The 26,238-nt window shown below is 54.8% G+C and carries 14 protein-coding genes; 13 read left to right on the forward strand and 1 reads right to left on the reverse strand.

Features of this window, described 5'->3' with window-relative positions; all coding sequences use genetic code 11:
• Nucleotide 1 precedes the first annotated feature (1 nt).
• The 8 genes from M0R70_09330 to hypE all read left to right on the forward strand — a co-directional run bounded on the left by M0R70_09330 (nt 2) and on the right by hypE (nt 8,447).
• Nucleotides 2–1,702, forward strand: a complete 1,701-nt coding sequence (locus tag M0R70_09330; protein ID MCK9419565.1) for a nickel-dependent hydrogenase large subunit — start codon at nt 2–4, stop codon at nt 1,700–1,702.
• Between the two features lie 93 nt (nt 1,703–1,795).
• Nucleotides 1,796–2,302 carry a HyaD/HybD family hydrogenase maturation endopeptidase gene (locus M0R70_09335; protein MCK9419566.1) on the forward strand — a complete coding sequence of 169 codons (507 nt, stop codon included), beginning with the start codon at nt 1,796–1,798 and terminating at the stop codon, nt 2,300–2,302.
• Entirely contained in the window at nt 2,275–2,814 is a 540-nt protein-coding gene (gene hypA, locus M0R70_09340) for a hydrogenase maturation nickel metallochaperone HypA (GenBank protein ID MCK9419567.1), read from the forward strand. The genes M0R70_09335 and hypA overlap by 28 nt, the downstream gene beginning before the upstream one ends.
• Nucleotides 2,815–2,881: 67 nt before the next feature.
• Nucleotides 2,882–3,526 (forward strand): hydrogenase nickel incorporation protein HypB, encoded by a 645-nt coding sequence (gene hypB / locus M0R70_09345; protein ID MCK9419568.1) that lies wholly within the window; start codon nt 2,882–2,884, stop codon nt 3,524–3,526.
• Complete coding sequence (gene hypF, locus M0R70_09350; protein MCK9419569.1) at nt 3,493–5,952, forward strand: carbamoyltransferase HypF; 2,460 nt, start codon at nt 3,493–3,495, stop codon at nt 5,950–5,952. Before hypB ends, hypF begins: the two co-directional genes overlap by 34 nt.
• A 38-nt stretch (nt 5,953–5,990) precedes the next feature.
• Nucleotides 5,991–6,398, forward strand: coding sequence for an endonuclease domain-containing protein (locus M0R70_09355; GenBank protein ID MCK9419570.1), 408 nt, complete (start codon nt 5,991–5,993; stop codon nt 6,396–6,398).
• Complete coding sequence (gene hypD / locus M0R70_09360; GenBank protein MCK9419571.1) at nt 6,395–7,459, forward strand: hydrogenase formation protein HypD; 1,065 nt, start codon at nt 6,395–6,397, stop codon at nt 7,457–7,459. The genes M0R70_09355 and hypD overlap by 4 nt, the downstream gene beginning before the upstream one ends.
• On the forward strand, nt 7,452–8,447 hold the full coding sequence (gene hypE, locus M0R70_09365; protein ID MCK9419572.1) for a hydrogenase expression/formation protein HypE: 996 nt from the start codon (nt 7,452–7,454) through the stop codon (nt 8,445–8,447). Before hypD ends, hypE begins: the two co-directional genes overlap by 8 nt.
• 264 nt (nt 8,448–8,711) lie before the next feature.
• Here the strand turns inward: hypE and M0R70_09370 are convergent, their stop codons facing one another.
• Nucleotides 8,712–9,530, reverse strand: a complete 819-nt coding sequence (locus M0R70_09370; protein ID MCK9419573.1) for a MipA/OmpV family protein — start codon at nt 9,528–9,530, stop codon at nt 8,712–8,714.
• A gap of 785 nt (nt 9,531–10,315) precedes the next feature.
• Between M0R70_09370 and M0R70_09375 the strand changes: the two genes are divergently transcribed.
• The 5 genes from M0R70_09375 to M0R70_09395 all read left to right on the forward strand — a co-directional run bounded on the left by M0R70_09375 (nt 10,316) and on the right by M0R70_09395 (nt 26,238).
• Nucleotides 10,316–10,969: a PEP-CTERM sorting domain-containing protein gene (locus tag M0R70_09375; protein ID MCK9419574.1), complete on the forward strand. Its 654-nt coding sequence runs from the start codon at nt 10,316–10,318 to the stop codon at nt 10,967–10,969.
• An 874-nt stretch (nt 10,970–11,843) separates the two neighbouring features.
• Nucleotides 11,844–12,668, forward strand: a complete 825-nt coding sequence (locus tag M0R70_09380; GenBank protein ID MCK9419575.1) for a phosphoadenosine phosphosulfate reductase family protein — start codon at nt 11,844–11,846, stop codon at nt 12,666–12,668.
• 27 nt (nt 12,669–12,695) lie between these two features.
• Nucleotides 12,696–13,958 carry an alkaline phosphatase family protein gene (locus M0R70_09385; GenBank protein ID MCK9419576.1) on the forward strand — a complete coding sequence of 421 codons (1,263 nt, stop codon included), beginning with the start codon at nt 12,696–12,698 and terminating at the stop codon, nt 13,956–13,958.
• Nucleotides 13,934–21,358, forward strand: coding sequence for an SDR family NAD(P)-dependent oxidoreductase (locus tag M0R70_09390; protein MCK9419577.1), 7,425 nt, complete (start codon nt 13,934–13,936; stop codon nt 21,356–21,358). The genes M0R70_09385 and M0R70_09390 overlap by 25 nt, the downstream gene beginning before the upstream one ends.
• Nucleotides 21,346–26,238: a polyketide synthase dehydratase domain-containing protein gene (locus M0R70_09395; GenBank protein ID MCK9419578.1), complete on the forward strand. Its 4,893-nt coding sequence runs from the start codon at nt 21,346–21,348 to the stop codon at nt 26,236–26,238. The genes M0R70_09390 and M0R70_09395 overlap by 13 nt, the downstream gene beginning before the upstream one ends.

Below are 26,238 nucleotides of genomic sequence, written 5' to 3' on the forward strand. Positions count from 1 at the left end.
AATGTCAAAAAGAATTGTTATAGATCCTATTACCCGTATAGAAGGACATTTGCGGATCGAGTGCGAAGTGGAGAACGGCAAGGTATCCAAAGCCTGGACCTCCGGCCAGATGTGGCGCGGGATCGAGAATATCGTCAAGGGACGCGATGCCCGGGAGGTCTGGCTCTTTACGCAACGTATTTGCGGGGTCTGAACAACCGTCCATGCCCTGACCTCGGTGAGGTCAGTCGAGAACGCTCTGAATCTGGAAATACCGTTGAACGCGCAGTTCATCCGGAACCTGATGATCACCGCACACGGGGTCCACGATCATATCGTCCACTTCTATCATCTCGCGGCGCTTGACTGGGTGGACATCGTCTCGGCATTGAAGGCCGATCCGAAGAAGACATCGCAGCTGGCCGAAAGCCTGTCTTCGTGGGACCAAAATTCAGCGAAGCATTTCAAGGAAGTGCAGGAGAAGCTCAAAACATTCGTGAGCAGCGGCCAGTTGGGCATTTACGCCAATGGATACTGGGGCCACCCGGCCATGAAACTTTCCCCGGAGGTCAACCTGCTCGCGACATCCCATTATCTTCAGGCGCTCCATTTCCAGCGCAGGATCAACATGGTTGTGTCGATCCTTGGCGGCAAGACGCCGCACATCCAGAACCTCGCGGTCGGCGGTGTGGCGAACGCCATCAACCCTGACAACCAGTCCACACTCAACATGGAGCGGCTCTACTACATCAAGACGCTCATTGACGAGGTCGGAAGCTTCGTGAAGAACGCAATGCTCGTGGACGTCGCTGCCGTGGCCGCATTCTATGCGGACTGGACCGGATACGGGAAAGGCGTTACCAATTATCTTTCAGCGCCCGATCTCCCCATGGATACCAAGGGAACGGTCTTCGCGCTGCCGGGCGGCTACATCGCGAACGGCGACCTTGCCAGTTTCACGCCGATCAAGAGCTTCAATGATGAGTACTTCAAGAACGGGGTAAAGGAAAGCATCAAGCATTCCTGGTATAAGGGCGATTGGAACAAGCATCCGTGGGATGAGACCACCGATCCGAACTACACCGGAATGCAGTATGATGACAAGTATTCATGGGTGAAGGCGCCGACGTTCTACGGAAAGCCGGCCCAGGTCGGTCCGCTCGCGAACGTGCTGTGCATGTACGCCGCCGGACATGCCGGTACGAAGAAATACGTCGGGGATATGCTTGCCACGATCAGCAGTCTTGCCAAGACCAAGGTCGGTCCCGCGGCGCTGCATTCCACCATCGGCCGCATCGGCGCCCGCGCCATCCGCTGTGCCGTTCTGTACGATGAGCTTACCACCCAGTGGAATGCACTGGTGGCGAACATCGGCAAGGGTGATGTGAAGACCTTTAACGCGCCCGTGTTTCCGAGCGGGGAGATCAGAGGGGTCGGTTTCCACGAAGCGCCGCGCGGGATCCTGTCCCATTGGAGCGTGATCAAGAACGGAAAGATAAAGAACTATCAGTGCGTCGTACCGTCGACCTGGAACGCGAGCCCGAGGAACGGGGACAGCGCCCCGGGACCGTACGAAGCATCGCTGGTAGGCACGCCGCTGGCGGATCCGGAAAAGCCGCTTGAGGTTTTAAGAACAGTCCACTCCTTCGATCCGTGTCTGGCATGCGCGATACACATGGTTGATGCCAAGGGCAACGATATCGTGAAGGTGAAAGCCCTGTAGCGCGTCGTCAAAAAGTCATCAAACGTAAGCCCTCTCCTCCTTATTTGGCGGCAGCTGCTTCGGGAGGCGGAGGGCTTTTTTTTCGGGAGGAGCATGTACTCTATAAAAGAACCAACAGTAACGATCATGGGACTTGGCAACATCCTGTTGATGGATGAGGGCGTTGGTGTCCATACGGTGAACGCTTTCCAGGAGCGATACTCAGTTCCGGACTACGTCGAGATCATCGACGGCGGGGCCGCAGGCCTCGACCTGCTTCCGTTTATCGACGGGAGGCAAAAACTGCTCATGATCGACGCCGTGAATTTCGATCGGGAACCGGGGTACATCGATATCCTGGAAAATGAAGCGATCCCGGCGAAGTTCAGCACCAAGACATCGCTGCATCATCTGGGTCTCCTGGACGTTTTGTCCATCGTGAAGTTGTCCGACACCTCGCCAAAGGACATCTGTATTATCGGCATTCAGCCAAAGAGCATGGAACTCGGTCTTGACATGACCCCGGAGATATGGGATAAAGTAAATACGCTTGTCGAACGTATGGTGTCTAAACTTCAAGAGTGGAACGTGCCATGTGCCTTGCGGTCCCCGCTAAAGTAATATCGATCAATAGTGAAATGGCAACGATCGACGTATACGGCGCGAGAAAGGACGTGAGCATCATCCTGCTCTCCGAGGAGCCCAGGGTCGGTGATTATGTCCTCGTCCATGCGGGATTTGCCATTCAATCGATCAAGGCAGAAGTGTTCCAGACCGGTGAAATTATGCATGAGTCTTCCCTTGCCCATAGTATCCTGGAAATCGTCGATGAACAGTGCCGCGAGCAGGGCTGTACAACGGTTGAGTCGATCATCGTCAGGCTCGGAAAGGCAACCGGTGTCATGCCCGAGTCCCTTCAGTTCGCTTTTGATGCGCTGAAAGAGCCGACGGTCGCTAAAGACGCAACAATGACCATCGAGATCGTGCAGGTGGGCGGAAGGTGCGGTTCCTGTAAAAAAGAATTTGATGTTCCCGATGCCCAATATATATTTGCCTGCCCTCTCTGCGGATCGAAGGAGTTTGAGATCAGCCGTGGTCGTGAAATGGAGATTTCCGAGATGGAGATGCATTGAAGAACGTGAGACGTGGGACGATGGACGAGGGACGCGAGGGGAACAGATCCTCAAAAAAGAGGAGCCAGTGAAAGTCAAGGTTGTTACGCGCATACTTGAAGCGAATGACAGGATTGCCGAGGAAAATCGGAAGAAGTTCAAGGATGCGGGTGTATTCGTCATAAATCTGATGGGTGCTCCGGGGGCCGGCAAGACGACGTTGCTGGAGCGCACGATCCTGGCGCTCAAGCCGCATAGGAAGATCGGGGTGATCGAAGGGGACATCGTGGGACAGGACGATGCCGACCGCATCGGTGCGCTCGATGTACCTGTTGTTCAGATCAACACGGGTGGGGCGTGCCATCTGGACGCGAATATGATCAGCGAGGTGCTGGACGATCTGCCGCTTCGCGAGCTCGACATGCTGATTATCGAGAACGTCGGGAATCTTGTCTGCCCGGCAGAGTTCAAGGTAGGCGAAGACATGAAGATGATGGTCCTTTCGATCGCCGAAGGACATGACAAGCCGCTCAAATATCCGCTCATGTTCCGCGAGTCATCGGCCCTGGTCCTGAACAAGATGGACCTGCTGCCGTACATGAATACCGACATGAACAAGGTACGAAACGATTCACTGGCGCTCAATCCAAAACTGAAGATATTCGAGGTCTCCTGCACGAGCGGCGCGGGGATCGATGCATGGGCCACATGGTTGAGCGGGTTCAGATCATAATCAAAGGCATTGTGCAGGGCGTTGGTTTCAGGCCCGCTGTCTATACCCTTGCGGAGTCTCTCGACCTCAAAGGATATGTAACGAATACCACTGAAGGCGTTCTGATCGACATCGAGGGAGCACGGGTTGCCGATTTTGTCCAGCGCGTTCGCAGCGAATCTCCGCCGCTCTCCCGGATAACCGACCTCACCATAACTCCGCTGCCCCATCACGGATACACTGATTTTGCCATTCTTGCCAGCACCGATACTGCAGCCGGTCGTCCCTTTACCCTCGTATCGCCCGATGTCTCGACGTGCGATGATTGCCTGAGGGAACTGCTTGACCCGTCTGACCGGCGATACCTTTACCCCTTCATCAATTGCACGAATTGCGGCCCCCGCTATTCCATCACGAGGTCGGTGCCGTATGACCGTCCGAACACCACGATGGCGCCTTTCATGATGTGCCCCGATTGTCTCCAGGAGTATCACGATCCTAAAAACAGAAGGTTCCATGCCCAGCCGAATGCGTGCGCGACCTGCGGACCGCGGGTGAAGTTCGGAGTTCCGAGTTCGGAGTTCGGAGTTGAAGGAACAGAAGCCTTGAAAAAAGCGATACAGATGTTGAAGGACGGAGGTATAGTCGCTGTCAAAGGCCTCGGCGGATTTCATATTGCCTGTGATGCAGGTAACGATGATGCTGTCAGAAGATTGCGGGAAAGGAAAAGGAAGAGCAACAAGCCCTTTGCAGTCATGTCGTATGATATCCAAAGTATAGAACAATTCTGCGTCATCTCTCAAGAGGAGCAGCAGGTCCTGCTGTCGAACAGGCGGCCTATCGTTCTGTTACGCAAGAAGGGTCGTGATGTGCTTGCCGCGGATGTATCGCCGAACAATAATTATATCGGATGTATGCTGCCTTACACGCCCTTGCATAACCTGTTGTTCACTCATCCGGGCGAATCCGGAGTTCGATTCAAAGAACCTCATTTCAAGGCCCTGGTGATGACGAGCGGCAATTTGTCGGAAGAACCGATCGTACGCGACAATGATGAAGCCATCCTCAAGCTTTCCGGCATTGTTGACGGTTTCCTCCTGCATGACCGCGACATCTTTATGCGGGTGGATGATTCGGTGATGCGATTGCGGAATGCGGATTGCGGATTGCGGAGTGAAAACAACTCCGAACTTCACACGCAGCCTGCCCTCGAACGTTTCTATCGGGGGAACTCCGAGCTGTCTTTTATACGTCGTTCCCGCGGATACGCGCCTGACCCCATTGCCCTTCACGACGAAGGACCGGAGGTGCTCGGCTGCGGCGCCGATCTCAAGAACACCTTCACGCTGACCAAGGGGAAGTTCGCTATCGTGAGCCAGCATATCGGTGATATGGAGAATTACGAGACCATAAAGTTCTTTGAGGAATGCCTCGCGAATCTAAAAGCAGTCTATCGTGTCAATCCGATCGTAATCGCGCATGATCTGCATCCAGGGTACCTTTCCACACAATGGGCGCTATCTCAGGCACCCTCTCCCCTTGAGGGAGAGGGCAAGGGTGAGGGGGGGCGGCAATCCGAAATTATTCGGCATTCCATCCAGCACCACTATGCCCATATCGGATCCGTGATGGCCGAGCATGGACTGACAGCAAAGGTCATCGGCGTGGCGTTCGACGGCACCGGGTATGGCATTGATGGCAATCTCTGGGGCGGGGAATTTCTTATCGCGGATATCACGGGATTCGACAGGGTTGGACAGTTCAAGTATGTCTCGCTGCCGGGCGGAGAGGCCGCGATCAATGAGCCATGGAAAACAGCGGTGAGCTATGTTATGGACGCGGCAGGAGACCAAGCCTGGGATTGTCTGGAACGCATAGGGTTTACCTCAAGGTATGGCAAGGAAACGATCGAGAATCTTATGATAATAGCGCAATCGCGGGAATTTTCACCTCTCGCATCGGGTGCGGGACGGCTGTTCGATGCCGTGTCCGCGTTGCTCGACATCTGCGATCGGAATACGTTTGAAGGTGAAGCGGCAATGGCTTTGGAAGCTGTTGCGAAGGAGGGGGTAGATGATGAGTATCACGTTGAGTTCAAGAAAGAAAATGAGTATACTATCATCGATTTCTCTCCCATGATACTGGTGATCATCAATGACCTCGTACAAGGCATGGCAACAGATATTATCGCAGCAAAGTTTCATAATACCGTAGTATCGGTTATCTGCACAATGGTCAGGGGATTGAGTGAACAGTACGGGTTCAAGGATGTCGCCCTGAGCGGCGGCACGTTCCAGAACCTTTTTATCCTGAACCGGCTGATCAATGCGCTGTCCGTGGACGGCATGAACGTTTTTATAAATCATAAAGTACCGTGTAATGACGCGTGCATTTCTCTGGGGCAGGCGTATATCGTCAGGGAAAGGCTTAAGAAGCTTGGTTTTTAAAATCCTCTCCCCATTGGGGAGAGGGTAGGGTGAGGGGGATGAAGCGGCCTGCTATCGACAAATCGCGACTGCTGAGAAAAAATCAAACAGATGCAGAACGGAAGCTCTGGTCTCTCTTGAGAAATCGGCAAGTCGCAGATGCGAAATTCAGGAGGCAGTTCCCGGTCAGCGGGTATATTCTCGATTTTTATTCACCGAAATATAAACTGTGTATTGAGGCTGACGGCGGTCAACATTACGAGGAAACAGGGCTAAAAAGAGATGCAATGAGGACACAAATGCTGGCGAAGGCAGGTATCAAGGTAATCCGATTCAGCGACAGAGACATATTGAATAATATTGAAGGAGTCGGGGAAGTAATTTGTCGAACATTGCATGACATGAACACCCCCTCACCTCAGTCCTCTCCCCCTCGGGGAGAGGAAGTAACGTCGGGAATGCCATGAAGAAAATGCTCATGGAGCTGGATGCACTTATGGGCAACATCAACCGGCCGCTCAAGCTCATGGAGGTCTGCGGGACCCATACCGTCGAGATCTTCAGGCACGGAATTCGCGATGTTATCCCGAAAAACATCACGCTCCTGAGCGGGCCGGGTTGCCCGGTATGCGTTACCTCGGTGCGTGACGTGGATGCGGCGATCTCGATCTCGAGGAACCCCGGGGTCATTCTGGCGACCTTTGGCGATATGATGCGGGTCCCGGGCGGGGAAGGGTCGCTTCTTGAAGCGCGGTCCGAGGGTGCTGATGTGCGCGTGCTCTATTCTCCCATTGATGCGCTGACGCTTGCTCAACAGTCGCCGAAGAAGGAGATCGTTTTTTTTGCAACTGGGTTTGAAACGACTTCGCCGCTCATTGCGGGCACCATCGCCCATGCTGAGTCGGCGGGAACAAAAAACTTTACTATTTTCACCGCGCACAAGCTTGTACCGCCGGCGTTGAAAGCGTTGCTCGATTCGCCGGATGTTCACGTGGACGGCTTCATCCTGCCGGGTCATGTCAGCACGATCATCGGCACACTACCGTATGAGTTTGTTGCCGAACAGTATAAAAAGCCATCCGTGGTGACCGGATTCGCGGCAGGGGAGATCATAGAAGGCATTCTCATGATCGTTCGGCAGATCGCCGGGAAAAGGGCGGCAATCGAGATTCAATATGCGAGTGTTGTTCGACCGGAAGGAAACCCCCGGGCCGTTGCCTTGCTCGAGAAATATTTTGAGCCTGCAGACGCCTACTGGCGGGGGATCGGTGTTATTCCCGGGAGCGGGCTGAAGCTCAGAGATCAATATGCGACATATGACGCCAACGTAAAGTTCCATCCGCCGGTCTCTGATGCCAAAGAACCGGAGCTCTGTTCCTGCGGCGATATCCTTCGGGGGGTAAAAGTCCCGACGGAATGCGCGCTTTTCGGGACCGGGTGCACGCCGGAAAATCCCATAGGGCCGTGCATGGTCAGCACCGAGGGGAGCTGTGCGGCATATTATAAATACGGGAGTGAGCATGGATAGAATTCTTCTCGGTCACGGAAGCGGCGGCAAGCTGATGCACGAACTTATCCGGACGTATTTCGGGCCTGCGTTTGGTATTCAAGGAACAGGCGATTCAGCGCTCGTGACTGTCCCATCACACCGGCTTGCCTATACCACCGATTCCTACGTGGTCACCCCGTTGTTCTTTCCCGGAGGCAACATCGGCGATCTTGCCGTGAACGGTACGGTGAACGATCTCGCTGTTTCCGGGGCGGAACCTTTGTATCTCACTGCGGGATTTGTGATCGAAGAAGGGTTCCCGATCGCTGATCTGAAAGCAATCATTTCATCCATGGCTGTTGCTGCTCAAAAATCCGGGGTAAAGATCGTCGCAGGCGATACCAAGGTAGTGAACAAAGGCAAAGCGGACGGGATATTCATCAATACCTCGGGCATCGGCGTGGTGCCTGAGGGACGGGACATTTCCGCGTCGAGTATCAAAAAAGGCGATAAGGTCATTATCAGCGGCGATATCGGCAGCCACGGTGTTGCGGTCATGTCGGAACGAAACGGGCTCACCTTTGATCCCCCGGTCACGAGCGATACGAGGGCGCTGAATGGTCTTGTCAATGCGATGTACGCAGCACCGAACGCGATACGTTTTATGCGCGACCCCACGCGTGGCGGACTGGCCACGACGCTCAAGGAAGCGGCACTGGAGTCGGGCCTCTGCATACGTATCCAGGAACCGTCCCTTCCAATACCTCCGGGCGTGAAAGGCGCCTGCAGTCTCCTCGGTCTCGATCCGATCTTTGTGGCGAATGAGGGCATACTGATCGCGATCGTCGAAGCATCCGTCGCGGAGGCTGTCGTGACTGCAATGCATCAGCACGAGTTTGGCCGTCATGCCGCGATCATCGGTGATATTGCGGAAGGTCCTTCCGGAGCTGTTCTTCTCGAAACCGCAATCGGCGGAACCCGTATCATTGATATGCTCCAAGGCGAGCAGTTGCCGAGGATCTGCTGAGAAGAACCGAGGCTGACGGTCGCTATAACAGCTTCTTTCAGACAGGAATGACCGGTTTCACCAAATAACAACTATGAGGGATTTGTGGCCGGGTTTTGTGTCAAGATTACCCCGGATAGATAGCCGGGTGCTTAAATAAGAAAGCCCGTCTTGTTCAGGCGGGCGCCATTTCCGATGCTCTTTTCCAGCCGACATCTTTGCTTTATATTCCGCTGAAGGCTCGCTCTCATGTTCCTGCGGAGTATCACGCGCGGGGAGAAGGATTTAAAATAACCAGCCGCCGCCGAAATAGACAAGCGCCGTGTTGCTCTGTTTCACAATGGGGCTGTCGGTAATGCCGTTGCCGAAATGGACGGCGTAGAGACCTCCGAGTAGAGACCAGTTACGATTAATAAGATAAAGACCTCCCAGTCCGGCGCTGATATTCATCGTGTCACGACCGGAATAGGACGGCCTATTGGGAATGACCTCAGACAGACGTACACCATAATAATAGTCGACGAGCTTGGCGTTCTGCCATTCAGCTCCGATACTCGGCGTCAAGCGGAACTTTCGGTCAAACCAGAAGTTGTGCGAAACTCTGGCAGACGCGGAACTGCCTTTGCTGACATTGCCGATATCATGGTAGAAAGCCGCGCTGATATTGACGATGGGCGATTTCGCCAGCGCGTTAATGTAGCCGTCAACAGAGTTCTTGCGTTCAGTCATATCCGTGAGAAGGGGATCGTCCCCCGATTTCCATCCTGGATGCGCTTTAATGCCCAAGCCGAGCTTTGCCGCGTAATAGTCCGACTGGAGCAGCCATACTCCGCCGCCGCCGAGAGTCCAATAGGCCAGGTCTTTATACGTAATAATGATAATGGGAAGCGGAAATGTTATGCGGTCGCTGTCGCCGACCATTTTCTTGAAATTGAACACCCCGAGGCCCAGGATGCCGTGAAAGTTTGAAAGAGCTGCTTGTTCCGGAGACGGGACGCCAGCCGCAACATTGTCTTCCGTCAGATCGGCCGTCGTATCCGCATAAGCCGGGCAGCAAACCAACACCAGAACGCCGCATAAAAGGCCGCACAATAGTATTTTCAATATTTGTTTCTCCTCTCATCAGTAAGATTCTCTTAATTGAATAGGCATGAACCTTTTACTCTTTTAGACTTATTTATAAGATTAAGCAGGGGAAAGCTGAATTTTTCCGCGCTAAGTCAGGAGAACACAAATCGGCAAGGACAATACAGATTTTATATCATAAGGCAGGTAATAAGTCAAACTGCAGGGAAAGCTAGCACGCATCTACTTGACAATGAGGCATAGAGGATGTCCCCCAAATTATCATGAAATAAGAAAAGACGCGCTTGAAAAGATTCACCTTTATGCTCTCATCCCTTCTTCGCTTTCATAGTCACGCCGTTTTTTAAATCTCCTCTCTTTTCCTTGCGGACGGGCGGCTCAGGGATTTAGTAGATAAAGTGAAAGCAGAGGAAAAGGGAGAAGAAGGAAAAATAAAAATGAAGATGGTAAAATTGTAACTATATAAAATTGTAACTTTGTAAAATGATAACTATTTATAACAATAGAGTTTTTTTACGTTTTTATTATTTATTTATCAGAATTGACCGTGTATTAATGAAAAAAGCAAATATAAAAATAATGTGTAACTATATATTTATTAACATAAAAATATGAAATTATTTACAATGTTAGTATGACATAAGTATTAGACAAACCATGTGTAGTTTTTTTTTACATAATACCAGTTGTATCAACATAGACATTAAAATTACATTTAAAAACAAATAGTTTTAAAAATGGCATGTAAAATGCTATGTTATAATGTAACTAAACTGATTTAGTTACCTTATTAGGAGGATAAAATGAAAAAAATATTGGTGTCTATCGCAGGAATACTAATGGCCGTTTTGGTGATGGCCGGCAGCGCTACTGCGAGTATCATCGGCGGTCCATCTCCAATCAGCGGATTTGGAAATGACAACGGTACGGAACTCTTTGTCCCTGAGCAGTCAGTGCTGAATCTCGAACTCTACGATTTCGGTAGCATTTCAACCGGTTCTGCGTTCGGATTCTACTTCCAGGGCACTGATGTGAACACCGCGGCAAACCGCATAACCATTTTCGACTCAGGCGACGAGACCATGGCGGATAATCTACAGTATGCCAGTATTAATTTCAACACCGGTGTTGTATATGACCTCGACGCTCCGGGAGTTCAATCGATGTTCACCCCGTTGGGAAAGGACATAGGCTTTTTCTTCTCCATTCTTGGCGACCAGATATATACACAGTCAATACTAAATGGTGATTTAGACTTGAGTGCGACATTCCCGAGCTTGACGGATCCTGCAACTTATCTGATAGGTTTTGAGAGCAAGCAGGGCGTGACCCTCGCCCTCGAGGTCACCAAAGGCATCAAGCCGGTTCCTGAACCCTCGTCGATGCTGTTGCTTGTCTCCGGCCTGGTCGGCTTGGCATTTTTCAGAAAGAGGATGAGGCACCACCCGAGAGGGTAAACCAGATAAAGGGTATTTTTTCAGTGTCCGTAGCCATCCTGGGTCGAGAAACAGAATGTTTCTCGACCCAGGCTTTTTCGTTATCTTCATTACTTGCCATTGTCTCTCCATGGCGGGATCACCCATCAGGATTAAGGTTATTGGTGAAAACCCTGTCCGCCTTTTGGCGGACCAGAAAAACTTCGGTTCCTGAGACGTGTCCACGTGTTTGTACAAGTTTTATGGTTATTAATCCCGCCAAGGCGGGACTTGCGGTACGGGCGGAAAAGACACTGATAACGGGGTGGGACGAATTACCAAACCCTAAGGAAGATTCTCCAGCCAAGCCAGCCTATGTCATTTCATTTTGTGAATATCTTCTTCGGCATACATGGCACGTTATCTCGCATGGTGTAGTACGCCGCGCGCGCCAGTTTATGCGACAGGTCTTCCCTCCTAAACCGCTACCTTTCACCTATTTAAGACAAATGAGATACGGGATAACAAAAAGGGTAAAAAAGGGGAATTAAATGGGTATATATTATTTATCAAAATGGGTATTTACTTTATTGTCAAGTTAGGGTAAATTATCGCGCTTATTACCTGTTGATGACATGTGTAATGCCTGTTTACCATTATAGGAATATTTTGGTAGTAAAATCGCATCCGGATGGACTCAGCGCAGACTTGGGTTCGATTCTCAGTGCAGTCCTGTATGCTTTTCGGCTTTGTCTGTCAACGAATTCAAATATACAATGTCTCCGTCCGGATTAAACTTCCGATGCCTTTGAAAGTTGTTTCTTTTGAAGTGGGGGCGCCGGTCATTATCAATTTGATTCGAATGCGTTCGTAATCATTATCAGCTTTACAGGGTTGAAGTATTAAGGAGGGGTATATGGATATCCGGGAGAAAAGCGTCCTCAAAAACATGAGTCTTGATCAGAATATCGAACAATCCAAAAAGATTATCCGGGAAGCGCTCGACCGATTCGGCCATGAGAATGTAGCCGTCGCATGGACCGGAGGGAAGGATAGCACCACGATGCTCTGGCTGTTCAGAGAGGTATGCCGTGAGATGTCTCTGCCTCTTCCCAAATGCATGTTTATCGATGAAGGAGACGTGTTTGACGAGATATGGGCCGTTGTGAACAAGCTTAAATCAGAATGGAACGTGAACGTCATCGTCAATAAAAATACGGATGTAGCGAGCAGGGCCAAGAAGCTCGGCGATGTCATAAAAACGAAGGACCTCAATGAGCGGAACAAAAAGGAATTGGCTACATTAAAATTCAGCGATGAAGAATTTTCTTTTGAGCCCGAATCCTTTGTGGGGAACCATCTTATGAAAACCGTACCGATGAAGCTCTTTATCGAAAATAACGGTATTCGAGCCCTTGCGACGGCGATTCGATGGGACGAACAGGATGCCAGGGTGGAAGAAACGTATTTCAGCCCGAGAGCAAACCCTGAACATACGAGAATTCATCCTATCCTCCACTTCAGTGAGAGGGATATCTGGACCAACATCCAGAAGAAAAAAATACCGTTCTGCAGCCTGTATTACCAGGGTTACCGTTCACTCGGCGCCCGATGCTCAACAAAAAAATTCTCGGACATTCCCGCATGGGAACAGGACCTCGAAAATACGACGGAACGCGGCGGCAGGGGACAGGACAAGGAAGCGATCATGGGCCAGTTGAGGGAACTGGGCTATATGTAGCCCCGGTGAAAGGCTAAGAGTCAGAGAATGAAGAAAAAGGTTGTGATTATCGGCCTGGACGGTGTTCCGTATAGCCTCGTGGACCTGTTTACCAGTCAGGGAATAATGCCTCAATTCCGGGAAATAATAAGCAATGGTTTTTTCCGGAAAATGGAGACGTCTTTGCCCGAAGTGTCCTCTGTCGCGTGGGCTTCGTTTATGACGGGGAAAAATCCGGGAGAACACGGCATCTTCGGGTTTTTTGAGCTTAAAGACGGAACTTATGATATATATTTTCCCAATTACAACGATGTCAAGTCTGCCCCGTTCTGGGAAGATACGGGCGTCCCTTCGGTCGTTCTAAATGTACCCCAGACATATCCTGCTCGACCGCTGAACGGCGTGATGACCAGCGGATTTGTAGCGCTTGACCTGAAAAAGGCCACTTATCCGGACAGCGCATACAAATATCTGAGCGAAATCGGGTATAAAATCGACGTCAATTCGACACTCGCGAAGAATGATATTCCGGCATTCTTTAATGATCTGGACAAGACTTTCGAGAAAAGGCGGCAAGCCATCAACCATTTTTTCGATAACGAAAAATGGCAGATATTCGTGGGCACGATAACGGAGACCGACAGGCTCCACCACTTTTTCTACGACAGCGCAGTGGAACAGGGGAAATTCCACCGTGAATTCATTCATTTCTACAAGCAGATGGATGAATTTCTCGGAGAGATATACAGGAAGGCAAAACAAGAGAACGCTCTTTTCATCACCTGCTCCGACCATGGCTTCACCCCGATAAAAACCGAGGTGTATCTCAACCGATGGCTGATGCAGGAAGGTTATCTTGAAATCGCGGACAAGGAAAAGGGGATCGAGAGCATTACCGGGACATCCGCTGCATTCTGTCTTGATCCCTCCAGGATATATATACATCTTCAGGGAAAGTATCCGAAGGGTTGTGTGGCTACGGGGGGGTACGAGCAGATGCGCCGGGAGCTGAAGCAGAAACTGCTGGCCCTGTCCTACGAAGGTGATCCTGTCGTAAAAGAGGTTTACTTCAAGGAGGAGATATTCAGGGGACCGTACGCGGGGAAAGGCCCCGATCTCTATGCTCTTCCGCACTACGGTTTCGATCTGAAGGGCGCCTTCAACAAAACGGCTCTGTTCGGCAGGAGCCACTTCACGGGGATGCATACGCACGATGACGCTCACTTCTTCAGTTCGGAAGAAGCTTACTCAGACATCATGAAAATCGAAGAAATTGCACCGGCTGTATGCCGGTATATGAACGGGAACTGATTCCCGATCTTATTGCCATAACCATGGTGATTCAAATGAACCCGGACAGTGGAAAAAGTAGAACCTTTCAAATCATCGCCCTTACCCCCCCGGGAACGGCTGATCCGTCCGTCGCGATTGCCGCGAGCAGGGCCGGGCACCTCGGGATACTGGATCTTGAGTTCGTTGAAGACCCGGTGGTCGCTCTTGAAGCCATACGGAAAATGTCGCGTCATGCCGGAAAAAGCATCGGCATTAAATTGAACGCGGACGATGACCGGCTTATAAGGGCGATATCCGTAAACATACCCGACAATGTGTCGGTTGTAGTCCTGACGACCGCAAAAACGGAGGGCCTGCGCGCCTGTATCGAGACGTGCTGTGCGAACAACCGCTCGGTGGTCCTCGAGGTGACCTCTCTTGCGCAAGCAATGGCTGGTTCAGAAGCAGGCGTGGACGGGCTGCTCGTAAAGGGTAATGAAGCGGGAGGGTTTGTCGGGGAAAAGACGGCCTTCGTACTCATGCAGCAGATCGTCAAGGCTCTGACCCTGCCGGTCTGGGTTCAGGGTGGGATCGGTCTGCATACGGCGGCTGCCTGTTACAGTGCTGGCGCCAACGGCGTAGTGCTTGACTTCCAGCTTTCCCTGTTGCGGGAGTCTTCCTTGCCTGAAAGCGTCAAGCGAGTTATCACCCGAATGGACGGTACCGAGACGGTGTGCATCGGAGATAAAGATTCCTTCTTTCGACTCTATAAGCGTCCCGGAGCCGCACCTCACCAGGTTCAGAAGGTAGCTTCTTCTGTTGATCGTGACGTCATGGAACAGGAATCCGTTACCGCCCTGCGTTTCTCGTCCCGCGGCCGTATTTCATGGAATGAGACCGCCGAGGCAGTCTGGCCGATCGGGCAGGATGCCGCGTTTGCGGCGCTGTTCGCAAAAAAGTATGGATCCGTCGGCGCTCTTTTGAAAGCACTCGCAGAATCCGTTCGCGACCATGTCCGAGCGGCAAAAATAGCGGGCATTCTTCAGGAGGGATCACCGCTGGCCAAGTCCCATGCGACGGCGTATCCGATCGTGCAGGGTCCGATGGCGCGCGTAAGCGACAACGCCGCCTTCCTGGCAAAAGTCGCCGATGCCGGCGCCCTGCCTTTCGTGGCCATCTCTCAAATGCGGCCACAGGAAATCTCTTTTTTGCTGGGCGAGGTCAGCGGTCTTTTCGGGGATCGTCCCTGGGGAGTCGGGCTGCTCGGGTTCATCGAGAGCGAACATTTCAACGCACAGTTGAAAGCAATTGAGCCTTTTTCTCCGAAATTCGCCGTTGTTGCCGGCGGACTCCCGAACCAGGTCGCATTGCTCGAATCAAAAGGGATGCGGACCTACGTCCATGTCCCGTCTCCCGCCATTCTGGAAATGTTTATCGACGCCGGAGTGCGGCGGTTCATTTTCGAAGGGAATGAATGCGGCGGGCACATAGGGCCCAGGTCCGGCTACGTGCTATGGGAGACCATGATCGAAAACCTGCTGGACAAATTCAAGGAAGGCCGCACGCCCGGGGAATTCCATCTCCTCTTTGCCGGCGGTATTCACGATTCAGTGTCCGCTGCGGCCGTTGCTGCAATGGCCGCGCCGCTTGCCAGGTCCGGGGCAAAGGTCGGCATCCAGATGGGAACTGCCTACCTTTTTACCAAAGAGATCACCGAGACGGCGGCCATCGCGAGCGGGTACCAGAAGAACGCCCTCCGCTGTTCCGGGACCCGGGTGCTTGAAACCAGCCATGGTCATGCCCTGCGCTGCTGCGATACCCCGTTTGCCGGAGTGTTCGCGGAGAAAAAGAAACAGCTCGCCGACGAAAAACAGCCGCAGGAACAAATGCGGTCCGGCCTTGAAAAGCTTGTTGTCGGAAGATCGCGCGTTGCTGCAAAGGGCCTTATTGTGAATCCGGCCTACGGGAAGGGGACAGGCGAGAACTATCTCATCAGCGTGAACGATGACCAGCAGAAGGCAGAAGGTCTTTATCTTATCGGTCAGCTCGCAGCGCTCCGGGACGAAGTATTCACGATCCGGGAACTGCACCGGGCGACAACCGGCGAAGCGGTGCAGCGATTGCAAACCCTTGAAGAACCAGAAGCGATCCCTGTAAATCGGGACCGGAAATCCGTCGATGTCGCGATTGTCGGCATGTCCTGCTGCTTTCCGAAAGCGAAGAACCTCCGCGAGTACTGGGAAAATGTGCTCCGCAAGGTCGAGGCGATCAGTGAAATACCTTCAAATCGGTGGGACTGGAAGGCCTACTTTGACAAGGACAAAAAAGCCCGCGACAAGATATATGCTCGCTGGGGCGGCTTTCTCGACGACATGCCCTTCGACCCGACTAAATACGGGATTCCACCCAGCTCGCTTAATGCCATCGAGCCGGTGCATTTGATGACCCTCGAGATGGTCGGCGCTGCATTGCGGGACGCGGGTTACGAGGGGAAAGAATTTACCCGCGACCGGACGTCGGTCATAATCGGGACCGGGGCCGGCATCGGGGAGTTGGGCCAGAAGTACGTCATGCGTTCCACGCTGCCGATGGTCTTCGAGATAGATTCCGACGAGGTCATGAACCGGTTCAAAGAATGGACCGAAGACACCTTCCCGGGCATCCTGATGAACGTTCTGGCCGGACGCGTTGCCAACCGTTTTAACCTCGGGGGGGTCAACTATACGATCGACGCTGCCTGCGCCTCGTCCCTTGCCGCGCTCTACGATGCATCAAGGGAATTGGAGACCGGAAGCAGTGATATGGTGATCGTCGGAGGAGTGGACGCCTGCCAGAGCCCATTCACGTACACCTGCTTCAGTAAGACCAACGCTCTTTCCCCGACGGGCAAATGCAAAGTATTTGATGAAAAGGCGGACGGGACGGTAATCAGTGAGGGACTTGCTTTCCTGATACTGAAACGACTTGAAGACGCGGAACGGGACGGGGACCGCATTTACGCGGTGCTGAAATCCGTCGCCGGTTCCAGCGACGGACGCGGCATGGGCATGACCGCTCCCCGGGTCGAAGGACAGATGCTGGCCATGAAGAGGGCCTATGACAAGGCCGGATTCTCGCCGGCAACGGTTGAGCTTTTTGAGGCCCACGGAACGGGCACGGTCGTCGGCGACCTCGTGGAGGCTGAATCGGCAACGCGGTTGCTTCAGGAGAGCGGAGCGGCTCCGCAGAACTGCGCGATTGGATCGGTAAAATCGATGATCGGTCATACCAAAGGGGCTGCGGGGCTTGCCGGAGTTATCAAAGCAGCCCTCTCTCTCTACCACAAGGTGCTCCCCCCGACGATGGGAGTCGACAAGCCAAATCCCAAGCTCGATTTTCTGAACGGGCCTCTTTATATCAATACTGAAGTCCGCCCCTGGGTCGGGGATGGCAGCAGCGTGCGCCGTGCTGGCGTAAGCGCGTTCGGTTTCGGAGGAACCAACTTCCATGCTGTTCTCGAACAGTATAAAGGCCGGATCGAATCCGACCGGTCTGCCGCCGACGCCTGGCCCGCAGAGCTTTTTCTCTGGGAGGGACAATCGAAAGACGAGATCATTGCCGCGGTGCAATCCCTCGAACAGGCCCTCGCTGCGGGAGCCCGCCCTCTCCTGCGCGACATCGCCTTCACCCTGTGGGAGCTGTTCAGGGAAAAGACAAAAAAGAGAGGTAGCGATACATCGCGTCTTGCGATTGTGGCTTCATCTCCCGATGACCTGAAAGAGAAACTCTCAGCCGTTGCCCGGTCCCTGAATGACGTCAACTGCGCCGCTGTTTCCGACCAGAAGGGGATTTTCTATTCCAGCGGACCGTCCGTCGGTCCGGGTAAAATAGCATTCCTTTTCCCCGGCCAGGGTTCCCAGTATCCGAACATGCTCAAGGAAGTCTCGGTACTTTTCCCCGAGGTGCTCGACGCCTTTGAACGGGCAAATGCGGCGCTGAAGGAACGGTTCCCCGGGAAGCTGAGCAGCCTTGTGTTCCCCCCTCCGCGCTTCAGTTCCGAGCACGAAGCAGAGCAGAGAAAAAACCTGGCGGAGACGAACGTCGCGCAGCCCGCGCTCGCTGCGGCAAGCCGCGGGATGCTGAACCTCCTCAAAAAAATGTCTTTGCGGCCCGATATGACAGCCGGTCATAGTTACGGTGAGTATCCGGCCCTGTCCGCAGCCGGCGTCTTTGGCGAGGACACACTGTACACCCTTTCGGAAGCGCGGGGTCGTTTCATCATCGAGGCCGCAAAGGGGAGCGACCTGGGCGCCATGGCCGCGGTGAAGGCAAACGCCGCACAGTTGAAAGATATTATCGCGGCCATTCAGGGCGTTGTGATCGCAAACATCAACTCTCCCCGCCAGACCGTTATCTCCGGGGAAAAGGCCGCAGTCGAGAAGGCGATCTCCGTTCTGAAAGACCGGCAGATCCACGCTCAGCTTCTGCCTGTTTCAGGTGCGTTTCATTCACCGGCAGTCGCCCCGGCAAAAGAACTCTTCTCGAATTATCTGGAAACCGTCGAATTATCTTCCCCTGCCATCGAGGTTTTTTCCAATACATCGGCGGCGCCTCACGGCTCCTCCGTTCAGGAAATCCGAGCTTGTCTTTCCGAGCATATGGTAAAGCCCGTCGAATTTGTCCGCGAGATAGAGGCAATGTACGAGAGAGGCGCGCGGACCTTCATCGAAGTGGGACCCGGAAGCGTTCTCACCAACCTGGCGAAACAGATCCTTGACAACAGGACGTTCCTGGCAGTGGCGACCGACGCCCAGGGGCAGCCCCCTCTTGCCCAGCTGCTGAAAACACTCGGACAGCTTGCCGTTAATCGCGTGCCCCTGACCATTGGACCGCTCTTCCGGGGCCGTGCTACCCGACACCTTGCTCTCAATGACCTTGAGGCCGAAGGCAGGGAAGAATATTCCGCCACAACCTGGCTGGTCAATGGAGCGGGAGTCAGGCAGCCGTCGACGCAGATGAAAAAGCGGGAGGAAAGAACGTACGATGGGATCTATAGGCTGCGCGAGAGACGGCTTGGCCGCGGAATGCAAAAGGAGGCATTACGACACATGCCCATGAAAGAATCCTCTCAAGCACTGCCACAGAATTCTGAAGTGCAAACGAATACGTCGACTATACCCGCAGCGAATGCAGCGTTCAGCGATCAACTTTCCGCGGGCGGCGCTGACGAAATGGTGATGCGCCAGTACCAGGAGCTGATGACGCGTTTTCTTGAAACGCAGAAGAGCGTGATGATGGCCTATCTCCAGGGCGCGTCGACGGCCCTTCCCGCGCCAGCCCCGGGTCTGACTGCCATTCAACCTGACAACGGAGATCAGACGCTTCTGCAGTCTGCCGCGGCAAGATCCAAGGCTCCGGAATTCATCCCCCGTCTGGTTCAGTCGCCGGATGTGCACGGATCTTTTTCTCCATCGGTAAAGGAACCTGTGGCTGCCGCAGCCCCGGGAAACGGCGGGTCTGCCGGGAGCGCTGCAGCGAACGGCAATCTCGAGAAAGAACTGCTCCGGGTTGCCGGGGAGAAGACCGGTTATCCCGCGGAGATGCTGGACCTCGACCTCGATATAGAAGCGGACCTGGGGATCGATTCGATCAAGCGCGTCGAAATCATGGGCGCGTTCATCAAGAGCCTGCCGCAGGCCGAGCAGGAGAAGCTGCAGCCGGTCATGGAAGAACTCACCAGGCTCAAGACCTTCAGGACGATCCTGGAAAAAGCATCACAGGCGGCAGTTGCAGACCGGGTCCAATGCAACACGCGTACAGTCGTTGCGCCGAATAACGGTGAGCCGAGTTATTCAATGCCGGATGAACGCGGCAACGAATTCGTTCCGAGATGCATTCTGGAAATGGTTCCGACCCCCGCTTCGAAACAGACACTGAATGTTCCCGCCGATGGTGTATTCATAGTGACCGGGGACAGCCGCGGTGTGGCCGGAGTTCTGGCGGGAGAGATAAAAAAAGCGGGAGGCCGTGCAATCGTCCTGCGGCAAGCGGGCGGAGAGTGGAAAGACGACGGACAGTCAATGACTGCGGATCTGACCGACCCGTCCGCGGTCCGGGAAGCAGTAGAATCCGTCCGCCGCGAATTCGGACGGGTCGTCGGTCTCATCCACGCGGCACCTCTCGGCACATCGTCGGCTCTGGGCGCACTGAGCCTGAAGGAATGGAAGGCCGGCCTGAAGAATGATGTCAAGAGCTTCTTTTACCTGGCAAAGACCCTCGGCCCGGACCTCAGGTATGCGGGGAAAAAGCAGGGGGCCTGGATCATGGCGGCCACGGCTTTGGCCGGATACCCGAAAGAGAATGGCACCTCGTCCGCGGGCCACGCCGGACTGGCGGGCATGCTCAAGACCCTGGCCCAGGAATGGCCGGAAGTCTTATGCAGGACAGTTCATCTCGACGCGTCCGCGCCGGCTGCTGTTTTGAGTGATTGGCTGCTGCAGGAGATGACTGTGCGGGAAGGCGCCGTGGAAGTGCTGTACCGCGGCGACGAGCGCATGACGTACCGGTCCGTGGCCGCGCCGCTGCCGGAAAAATTAGACGATCGGATGCAGATCAAAAAAGACTGGGTCATCCTGATCACCGGCGGCGCTTCGGGTATTACGTCGGAAGTTGCACAGGAAATCGCGGTAAACTATAAACCGACGCTGCTTCTCGCGGGAAGATCGGCTCTCCCGGCTGATGAATCGCGGGACACGGCCGGGCTGACCGCGCCGCGGGATATAAAAGAGGTGCTCATACGCCGGGTGGAGGCGTCGGGGAAAAAAGCAACGCCCGCCGAGATCGAAGCGGCATATGCCCGCCTGATGAAGGACCGGGAAATCCTGAGAAACCTTGAGACGCTTCGAGAGACGGGCTCGACCGTGCATTACTTTCAGGTCGACGTACGGGATGAAGAACGATTCAGCAACCTGATAACGAAAATCTACCAGACCTTCGGGCGTCTGGACGGGATCGTCCACGGCGCCGGGATCGTGGAGGACAAGCTTCTCGAAGACAAACAGCCTGATTCGTTCGACCGCGTCTTCGACACGAAGACGGAAAGCGCTTTTATCCTGAGCCGCGCGATCAGGGCCGAGTCATTGAAATTCATCGTCTTCTTCACGTCGGTGGCGGGTTGTTTCGGGAACCGGGGGCAATCGGACTACGCAGCGGCCAACGAAATCGTGAACAAACTTGCGATCTACTTCGACATGCAGTGGAGCGGCCGCGTCGTGGCAATCAACTGGGGGCCGTGGAGAAAAATCGGTATGGTCAGCCCGGCGCTGGAAATACAGTTCGCGGAACGCGGCATCCAGTTGATTCCGCCTGCAATAGGGTGCCGGATGCTGCTTGACGAGTTGAAGTACGGGCAAAAGGGAATTGCCGAGATCGTTATAGGGAACGGGCCGTGGATGAAATAGCGATCATAGGGATGTCCTGCATTTTCCCCGGTGCGGGCACGGTCGGGGAATACTGGCAGAATATCCTGTCCAAAGTGGACGCGATCAGCGATCCCCCGGAGGATTGGGAAGCCGCGCGTTTTTTTGATCCGGCGTCCCGGACGAACGACCGCATTTACTGCAAGAAGGGCGGATACCTCGGTGAACTGGCCCGCTTCGATCCCCTCGAATTCGGGATCATGCCATCGTCCGTCGACGGCGGCGAGCCGGACCATCTCATTTCGCTCAGGGTTGCAAAGGAAGCCCTCGACGACGCGGGATACCGCGAGGACATGATCGACGCCGAACGGACGGAAGTGATCGTCGGCAGGGGGACGTACATCAACCGGGGAGTGATCAACACCTTTCAGCACGGGGTAGCGATCGACCAGACGCTCGAGATTCTGAAAGAGCTTCACCCGGAATATACGGACGATGAGCTGCAAAAAATAAAAAAACGCCTGAAGGAAAGCCTCCCGCCATTCAACGCGGAGACGGTGTCCAGCCTCGTACCCAATGTGTTGGCGGGCCGGATTGCGAACAGGCTGAACTTCATGGGAGCCAACTACCTGGTCGACGCGGCATGCGCTTCTTCCCTGGTTGCTGTCGAGCACGGGATGCGCGACCTCCAGGCCGGGAAATGCGACCTTGCGCTTGTGGGAGGAGTGAATGCTTCCATCCCTCCACCTATTCTCATGATCTTCTGCCAGATCAACGCATTGTCAAGGAAGCAGAAAATGAGTCCATTCGACGAGTCCGCCGACGGAACGATGCTGGGCGAGGGCCTGGGGTTTGTGACGCTCAAGAGAAGGAGCGACGCCGAGCGGGACGGGAACAGGATTTACGCGGTCCTCAAGTCCGTTGGCATCGCCAGCGACGGACGTAAACTGGGACTGCTGACACCGCGTCTCGAAGGGGAGGCATTGGCGATCCGACGCGCTTACGAGACGGCAGGTATATCACCTTCAACTATCGGGCTGGTCGAAGCCCACGGAACTGCTACGACCGTGGGCGACCTCACCGAATTCCAGGCCCTGAAGAGCGTTTTCGGCCCGAGCGCGCCGGGACGTCCAACGTGCGCCGTAGGCACGGTAAAGTCCATGATAGGGCACCTTATACCGGCTTCGGGAATGGCCGGCCTCATAAAGACCGCTCTTGCCCTTTACCACAAGGTGCTGCCGCCGACCCTGAACTGTTCAAAGCCGAATCCGGCCCTCGAACTGGACGGCTCGCCGTTTTATATCAACACCGAGACGCGGCCGTGGATACACGGCACGGAAGGCGTTCCCCGCAGGGCGGGCGTGAACGCATTCGGCTTCGGCGGGATCAATGCTCACGCGGTGCTCGAGGAATACACCGGCGCACGAGAGGTCGTTGCCGGCCACCTGCATCAGAAATGGGACACGGAGTTTCTGCTTTTCCAGGGGACTACACGGGACGATCTGATCAAGGCCATGGGCCGGACAGCGGACTTTGTAAAGGCGAACCCGGAAGTCAATTTGAAGGATCTCGCTTATTCCCTGAACAAGGATTGGCAGATGTCGGAATCGCGTCTCGCGATCGTGGCAAAATCCGCCGAAGACCTGTCGAAAAAAATCGAGTATGCCGCAAAGGCCCTCGGGGACCCATCCTGCTCCCGGATCCGGGACAGGCAGGGCATTTATTTCTTCGAGAAGCCCTTGGGCAGGGATGGTAAGACCGCGTTCCTTTTTCCCGGCGAGGGATCGCAGTATCCGACGATGCTCGCCGACCTCTGCATCCATTTCCCGGAGGTGCGAACCGCTTTCGATCTGCTCGACCGCGCGTTCGCGCGGCACGAGAGGGGTTATCTCCCGAGCGATACGATCTTTCCTCCGCCCCTGGCCGGAAAGAATGGCAAACGCGACCTCTGGGCCATGGACAGCGCGGCGGAGGCGGTATTTGCCGCAAACCAGGCGTTGCTCGCGCTCCTGTCCTGCCTCAAGATCAAGCCGGACGTATTGCTCGGCCACAGCACCGGCGAGTACAACGCGCTGCTTGCGTCGGGGATGATAAAGATTGAAAGCAGCGAAGGGTTCATCGAATTTGTACTCGGGGTGAACAGGGTTTATGAGAAGTTCGCGAAAGAGGGCGGCGTTGCCGAAGGAGTGCTGCTGTCCGCCGGAGCGGTAAAGAGAGAAGACATCGATGCGCTCATCGCTCGGAGTTCCGAACCGCTCTATATCGCCATGGACAACTGCCCGAACCAGGTTGTCCTGTGCGGATCGGACAGCGCCATAAAGATCGTCGAGAAATGGCTCAGAAAGAACGGATCGCTGGCCGAACGTTTTCCGTTCGGCCGCGCCTATCACACCCCGCTGTTCGAGGCGATCTGCGGGCCGCTCCTCGATTATTTCAAGGGAATGGACGTGCACGCCCCCGCGATCAGAACGTATTCGTGCGTGACCGCGGCTCCCTATCCCGGCGATCCCGCCGCCATACGGGAACTTGCGACATCCCAGTGGGCTAGGCGAGTGCGCTTTACCGAGACCATCGACGCGATGTACAACGACGGGGTACGCGTTTTTGTCGAGGTGGGGCCGAGGGGCAATCTGACCGCGTTCGTCGATGACATTCTGCAAAAAAGACCGCATCTTGCCGTGCCCAGCAACCTGCACCGGAAATCCGGAATCTCGCAGCTCAATCACCTGCTCGGCATGCTTGCGGCGCACCATGTACCCTTTGATCCCGCGCTGCTGTATCAATATCGTTCGCCGGTCGATCTTTTTTCCGCAGTGACCGGGGAAGGATCGGTAAAGCGAAAAAAGCTGCGAGTGGCGGCGAAGGTAGAGCTGACACTGCCGCGGCTCGGCCTGAAGGACGCCGACCAGCTGAGACGGCCTGCATCGCAGACCGCCGAGGAAAGAAGGCCCGGGCTGTCACGGCCGACGGCAGCAAGAGATACTGCCCGTGCCGTTGCGCCGGACGCCAGATCGCTCATCATGATGAACCATCTGAAGACCATGGAGCAGTTTTTGCAGGCCCAGCAGGAGGTCTTCCAGACCTTCCTCGGAAGCAGGGGCGGCAACACCTTAATTCTGCCGGAAAAAATCGGGAGCGAAGTCCGGTGCAGCGCTCGGGAAAAGCGTACCGGGATTTCGGCAGCGGGTATAGACGCTTCCTCCCGGAAGCTTCCCTTTGTCAGGGAGATCGTTTCGCTTGAAGCCGGGAAAGAAGCGGTGGTTTTGTGCAGGGTCACTATCGACGAAGACCGTTTCCTGCTGGATCACGCCATAGGCGGAAAAGTCTCGGAAACGGACCCGCATCTCGCCGCGCTTCCCGTCATGCCTCTTACCTTCAGCATGGAGATCCTGGCGGAGGGCGCCGCTGTTCTGATGCCGGGGAAAAAACTGGTCGGCATGAGGGAGGTCCGCGCATATCGCTGGATCGGTCTGGATAATGCCGCCCGCGTCTTGAAGATCACCGCAAAGACCAGGGCCGGAGCGCCGGGCGAAGTCGAGGTGCAGGTTCGGGAGGCCGAAGACGCGGATGTCCGCAGCGGCAGGCCGCGAATGCCGATCATCGAAGGGATTATGGTGTTCAACGACGCCTATTCCGCACCACCCGAGGCGGCGCCCCACGTCCTTAAGGACAGCCGGCCGTCGAAGTGGTCCGGGGCCGGTCTGTACGACGGCTTCATGTTCCACGGTCCGTCTCTCCAGGGGGTCGCTGCTATGGAACTCTGGGGCGAGAACGGCACGACGGCGGTACTGAAGGGCATGCCCACGAACGGTCTTTTCGCCTCGCGCCCGGCCGTCGCATTTCTATGCGACCCGATCGTGCTCGACGCGGCGGGGCAGGTGATTGCTTACTGGACCTCGGACCACCTGAGAAAGGCGTATCACATATTCCCCTTCAGACTGGAGGCGCTCCATCTTTTCGGCCCGGCGCTGGAAGTGGGCGAATCGGCGGAGTGCAGGGCCAGGATAGAGCTGATCGAGGATACCCTGGTAAGGTCGGATATTGATATCGTGGGGCCGGATGGACGGATCAGGGCGAGCATGAACGGGTGGTGGGACCGGAGATTCGACCTGCCCGACGAGTTTTTTTCCCTTCGCAGCTCTCCGGCAAAAGGAATGATGAGCAGGGAGTTTCCGGTTCCCGAAGGTGCAGGTTTCTCCGGCTTGTCCTGCGCGATCCTCGACATGCCCACGGAATTTCTGACCGCGCACGATATGATCTGGCTCCGTGTTCTCGCTCATCTGGTACTGAGCAAAAAAGAGCGGGCCGCGTGGTCCGGCATCAAAGGGACGGACCAGCGCGTCATGGAATGGCTCCTCGGCCGTGTGGCGGCCAAGGACGCGGTCAGACTGCTTCTCAGGAAACAGGGAAAAATCGGGATCTGCCCGGCCGACGTTGAAATCGGCGTTGACGCGAACGGCAGGCCGTTTGTCGAAAGCATTCGGGGGGAAAAGGGGATACAGCCGCCGCTGTCTATTTCCCACACCAACGGCATTGCCATAGCGGCGGCGGGCGGCTCCGGTTCCGGGCTCGGCATTGACGTGGAACTGCTCCGGCACCTGGATACAGGTTTCGACGATGTCGCCTTTACGGAGGAGGAAAAAGAGATCCTGCGAGGCATTACCCCTTCCGGCGATCACGAGTGGCTGCTTCGTTTCTGGTGTGCTAAGGAGGCTGCGGCCAAGGCGCTCGGCAAGGGGCTTATGGGAAATCCCAGGAACATGACCATACGGGCCGTCGAACAAAAGACGGGCACGCTCAGGGTGGACGCAGCGGGAAAAATGATGTCGCACCTCCCGGCCGGGAACGGCAGGCAACTGGATGCAAATACTTTCCGCGAGGGTGATTTGATCGTTGCAATATCGACATATCAAGCGAGGTGA

The organism is Nitrospirota bacterium, assembly GCA_023229435.1.
Lineage (GTDB): Bacteria > Nitrospirota > UBA9217 > UBA9217 > UBA9217 > JALNZF01.

What these genes read in the sequence shown, in the direction of transcription:
- M0R70_09335 (MCK9419566.1), top strand. Translation starts at nt 1,796, where the DNA reads ATGTACTCTATAAAAGAACCAACAGTAACGATCATGGGACTTGGCAAC.
- hypA (MCK9419567.1), top strand. Translation starts at nt 2,275, where the DNA reads ATGTGCCTTGCGGTCCCCGCTAAAGTAATATCGATCAATAGTGAAATG.
- hypF (MCK9419569.1), top strand. Translation starts at nt 3,493, where the DNA reads ATGGGCCACATGGTTGAGCGGGTTCAGATCATAATCAAAGGCATTGTG.
- M0R70_09355 (MCK9419570.1), top strand. Translation starts at nt 5,991, where the DNA reads ATGAAGCGGCCTGCTATCGACAAATCGCGACTGCTGAGAAAAAATCAA.
- hypD (MCK9419571.1), top strand. Translation starts at nt 6,395, where the DNA reads ATGAAGAAAATGCTCATGGAGCTGGATGCACTTATGGGCAACATCAAC.
- hypE (MCK9419572.1), top strand. Translation starts at nt 7,452, where the DNA reads ATGGATAGAATTCTTCTCGGTCACGGAAGCGGCGGCAAGCTGATGCAC.
- M0R70_09375 (MCK9419574.1), top strand. Translation starts at nt 10,316, where the DNA reads ATGAAAAAAATATTGGTGTCTATCGCAGGAATACTAATGGCCGTTTTG.
- M0R70_09380 (MCK9419575.1), top strand. Translation starts at nt 11,844, where the DNA reads ATGGATATCCGGGAGAAAAGCGTCCTCAAAAACATGAGTCTTGATCAG.
- M0R70_09385 (MCK9419576.1), top strand. Translation starts at nt 12,696, where the DNA reads ATGAAGAAAAAGGTTGTGATTATCGGCCTGGACGGTGTTCCGTATAGC.
- M0R70_09390 (MCK9419577.1), top strand. Translation starts at nt 13,934, where the DNA reads ATGCCGGTATATGAACGGGAACTGATTCCCGATCTTATTGCCATAACC.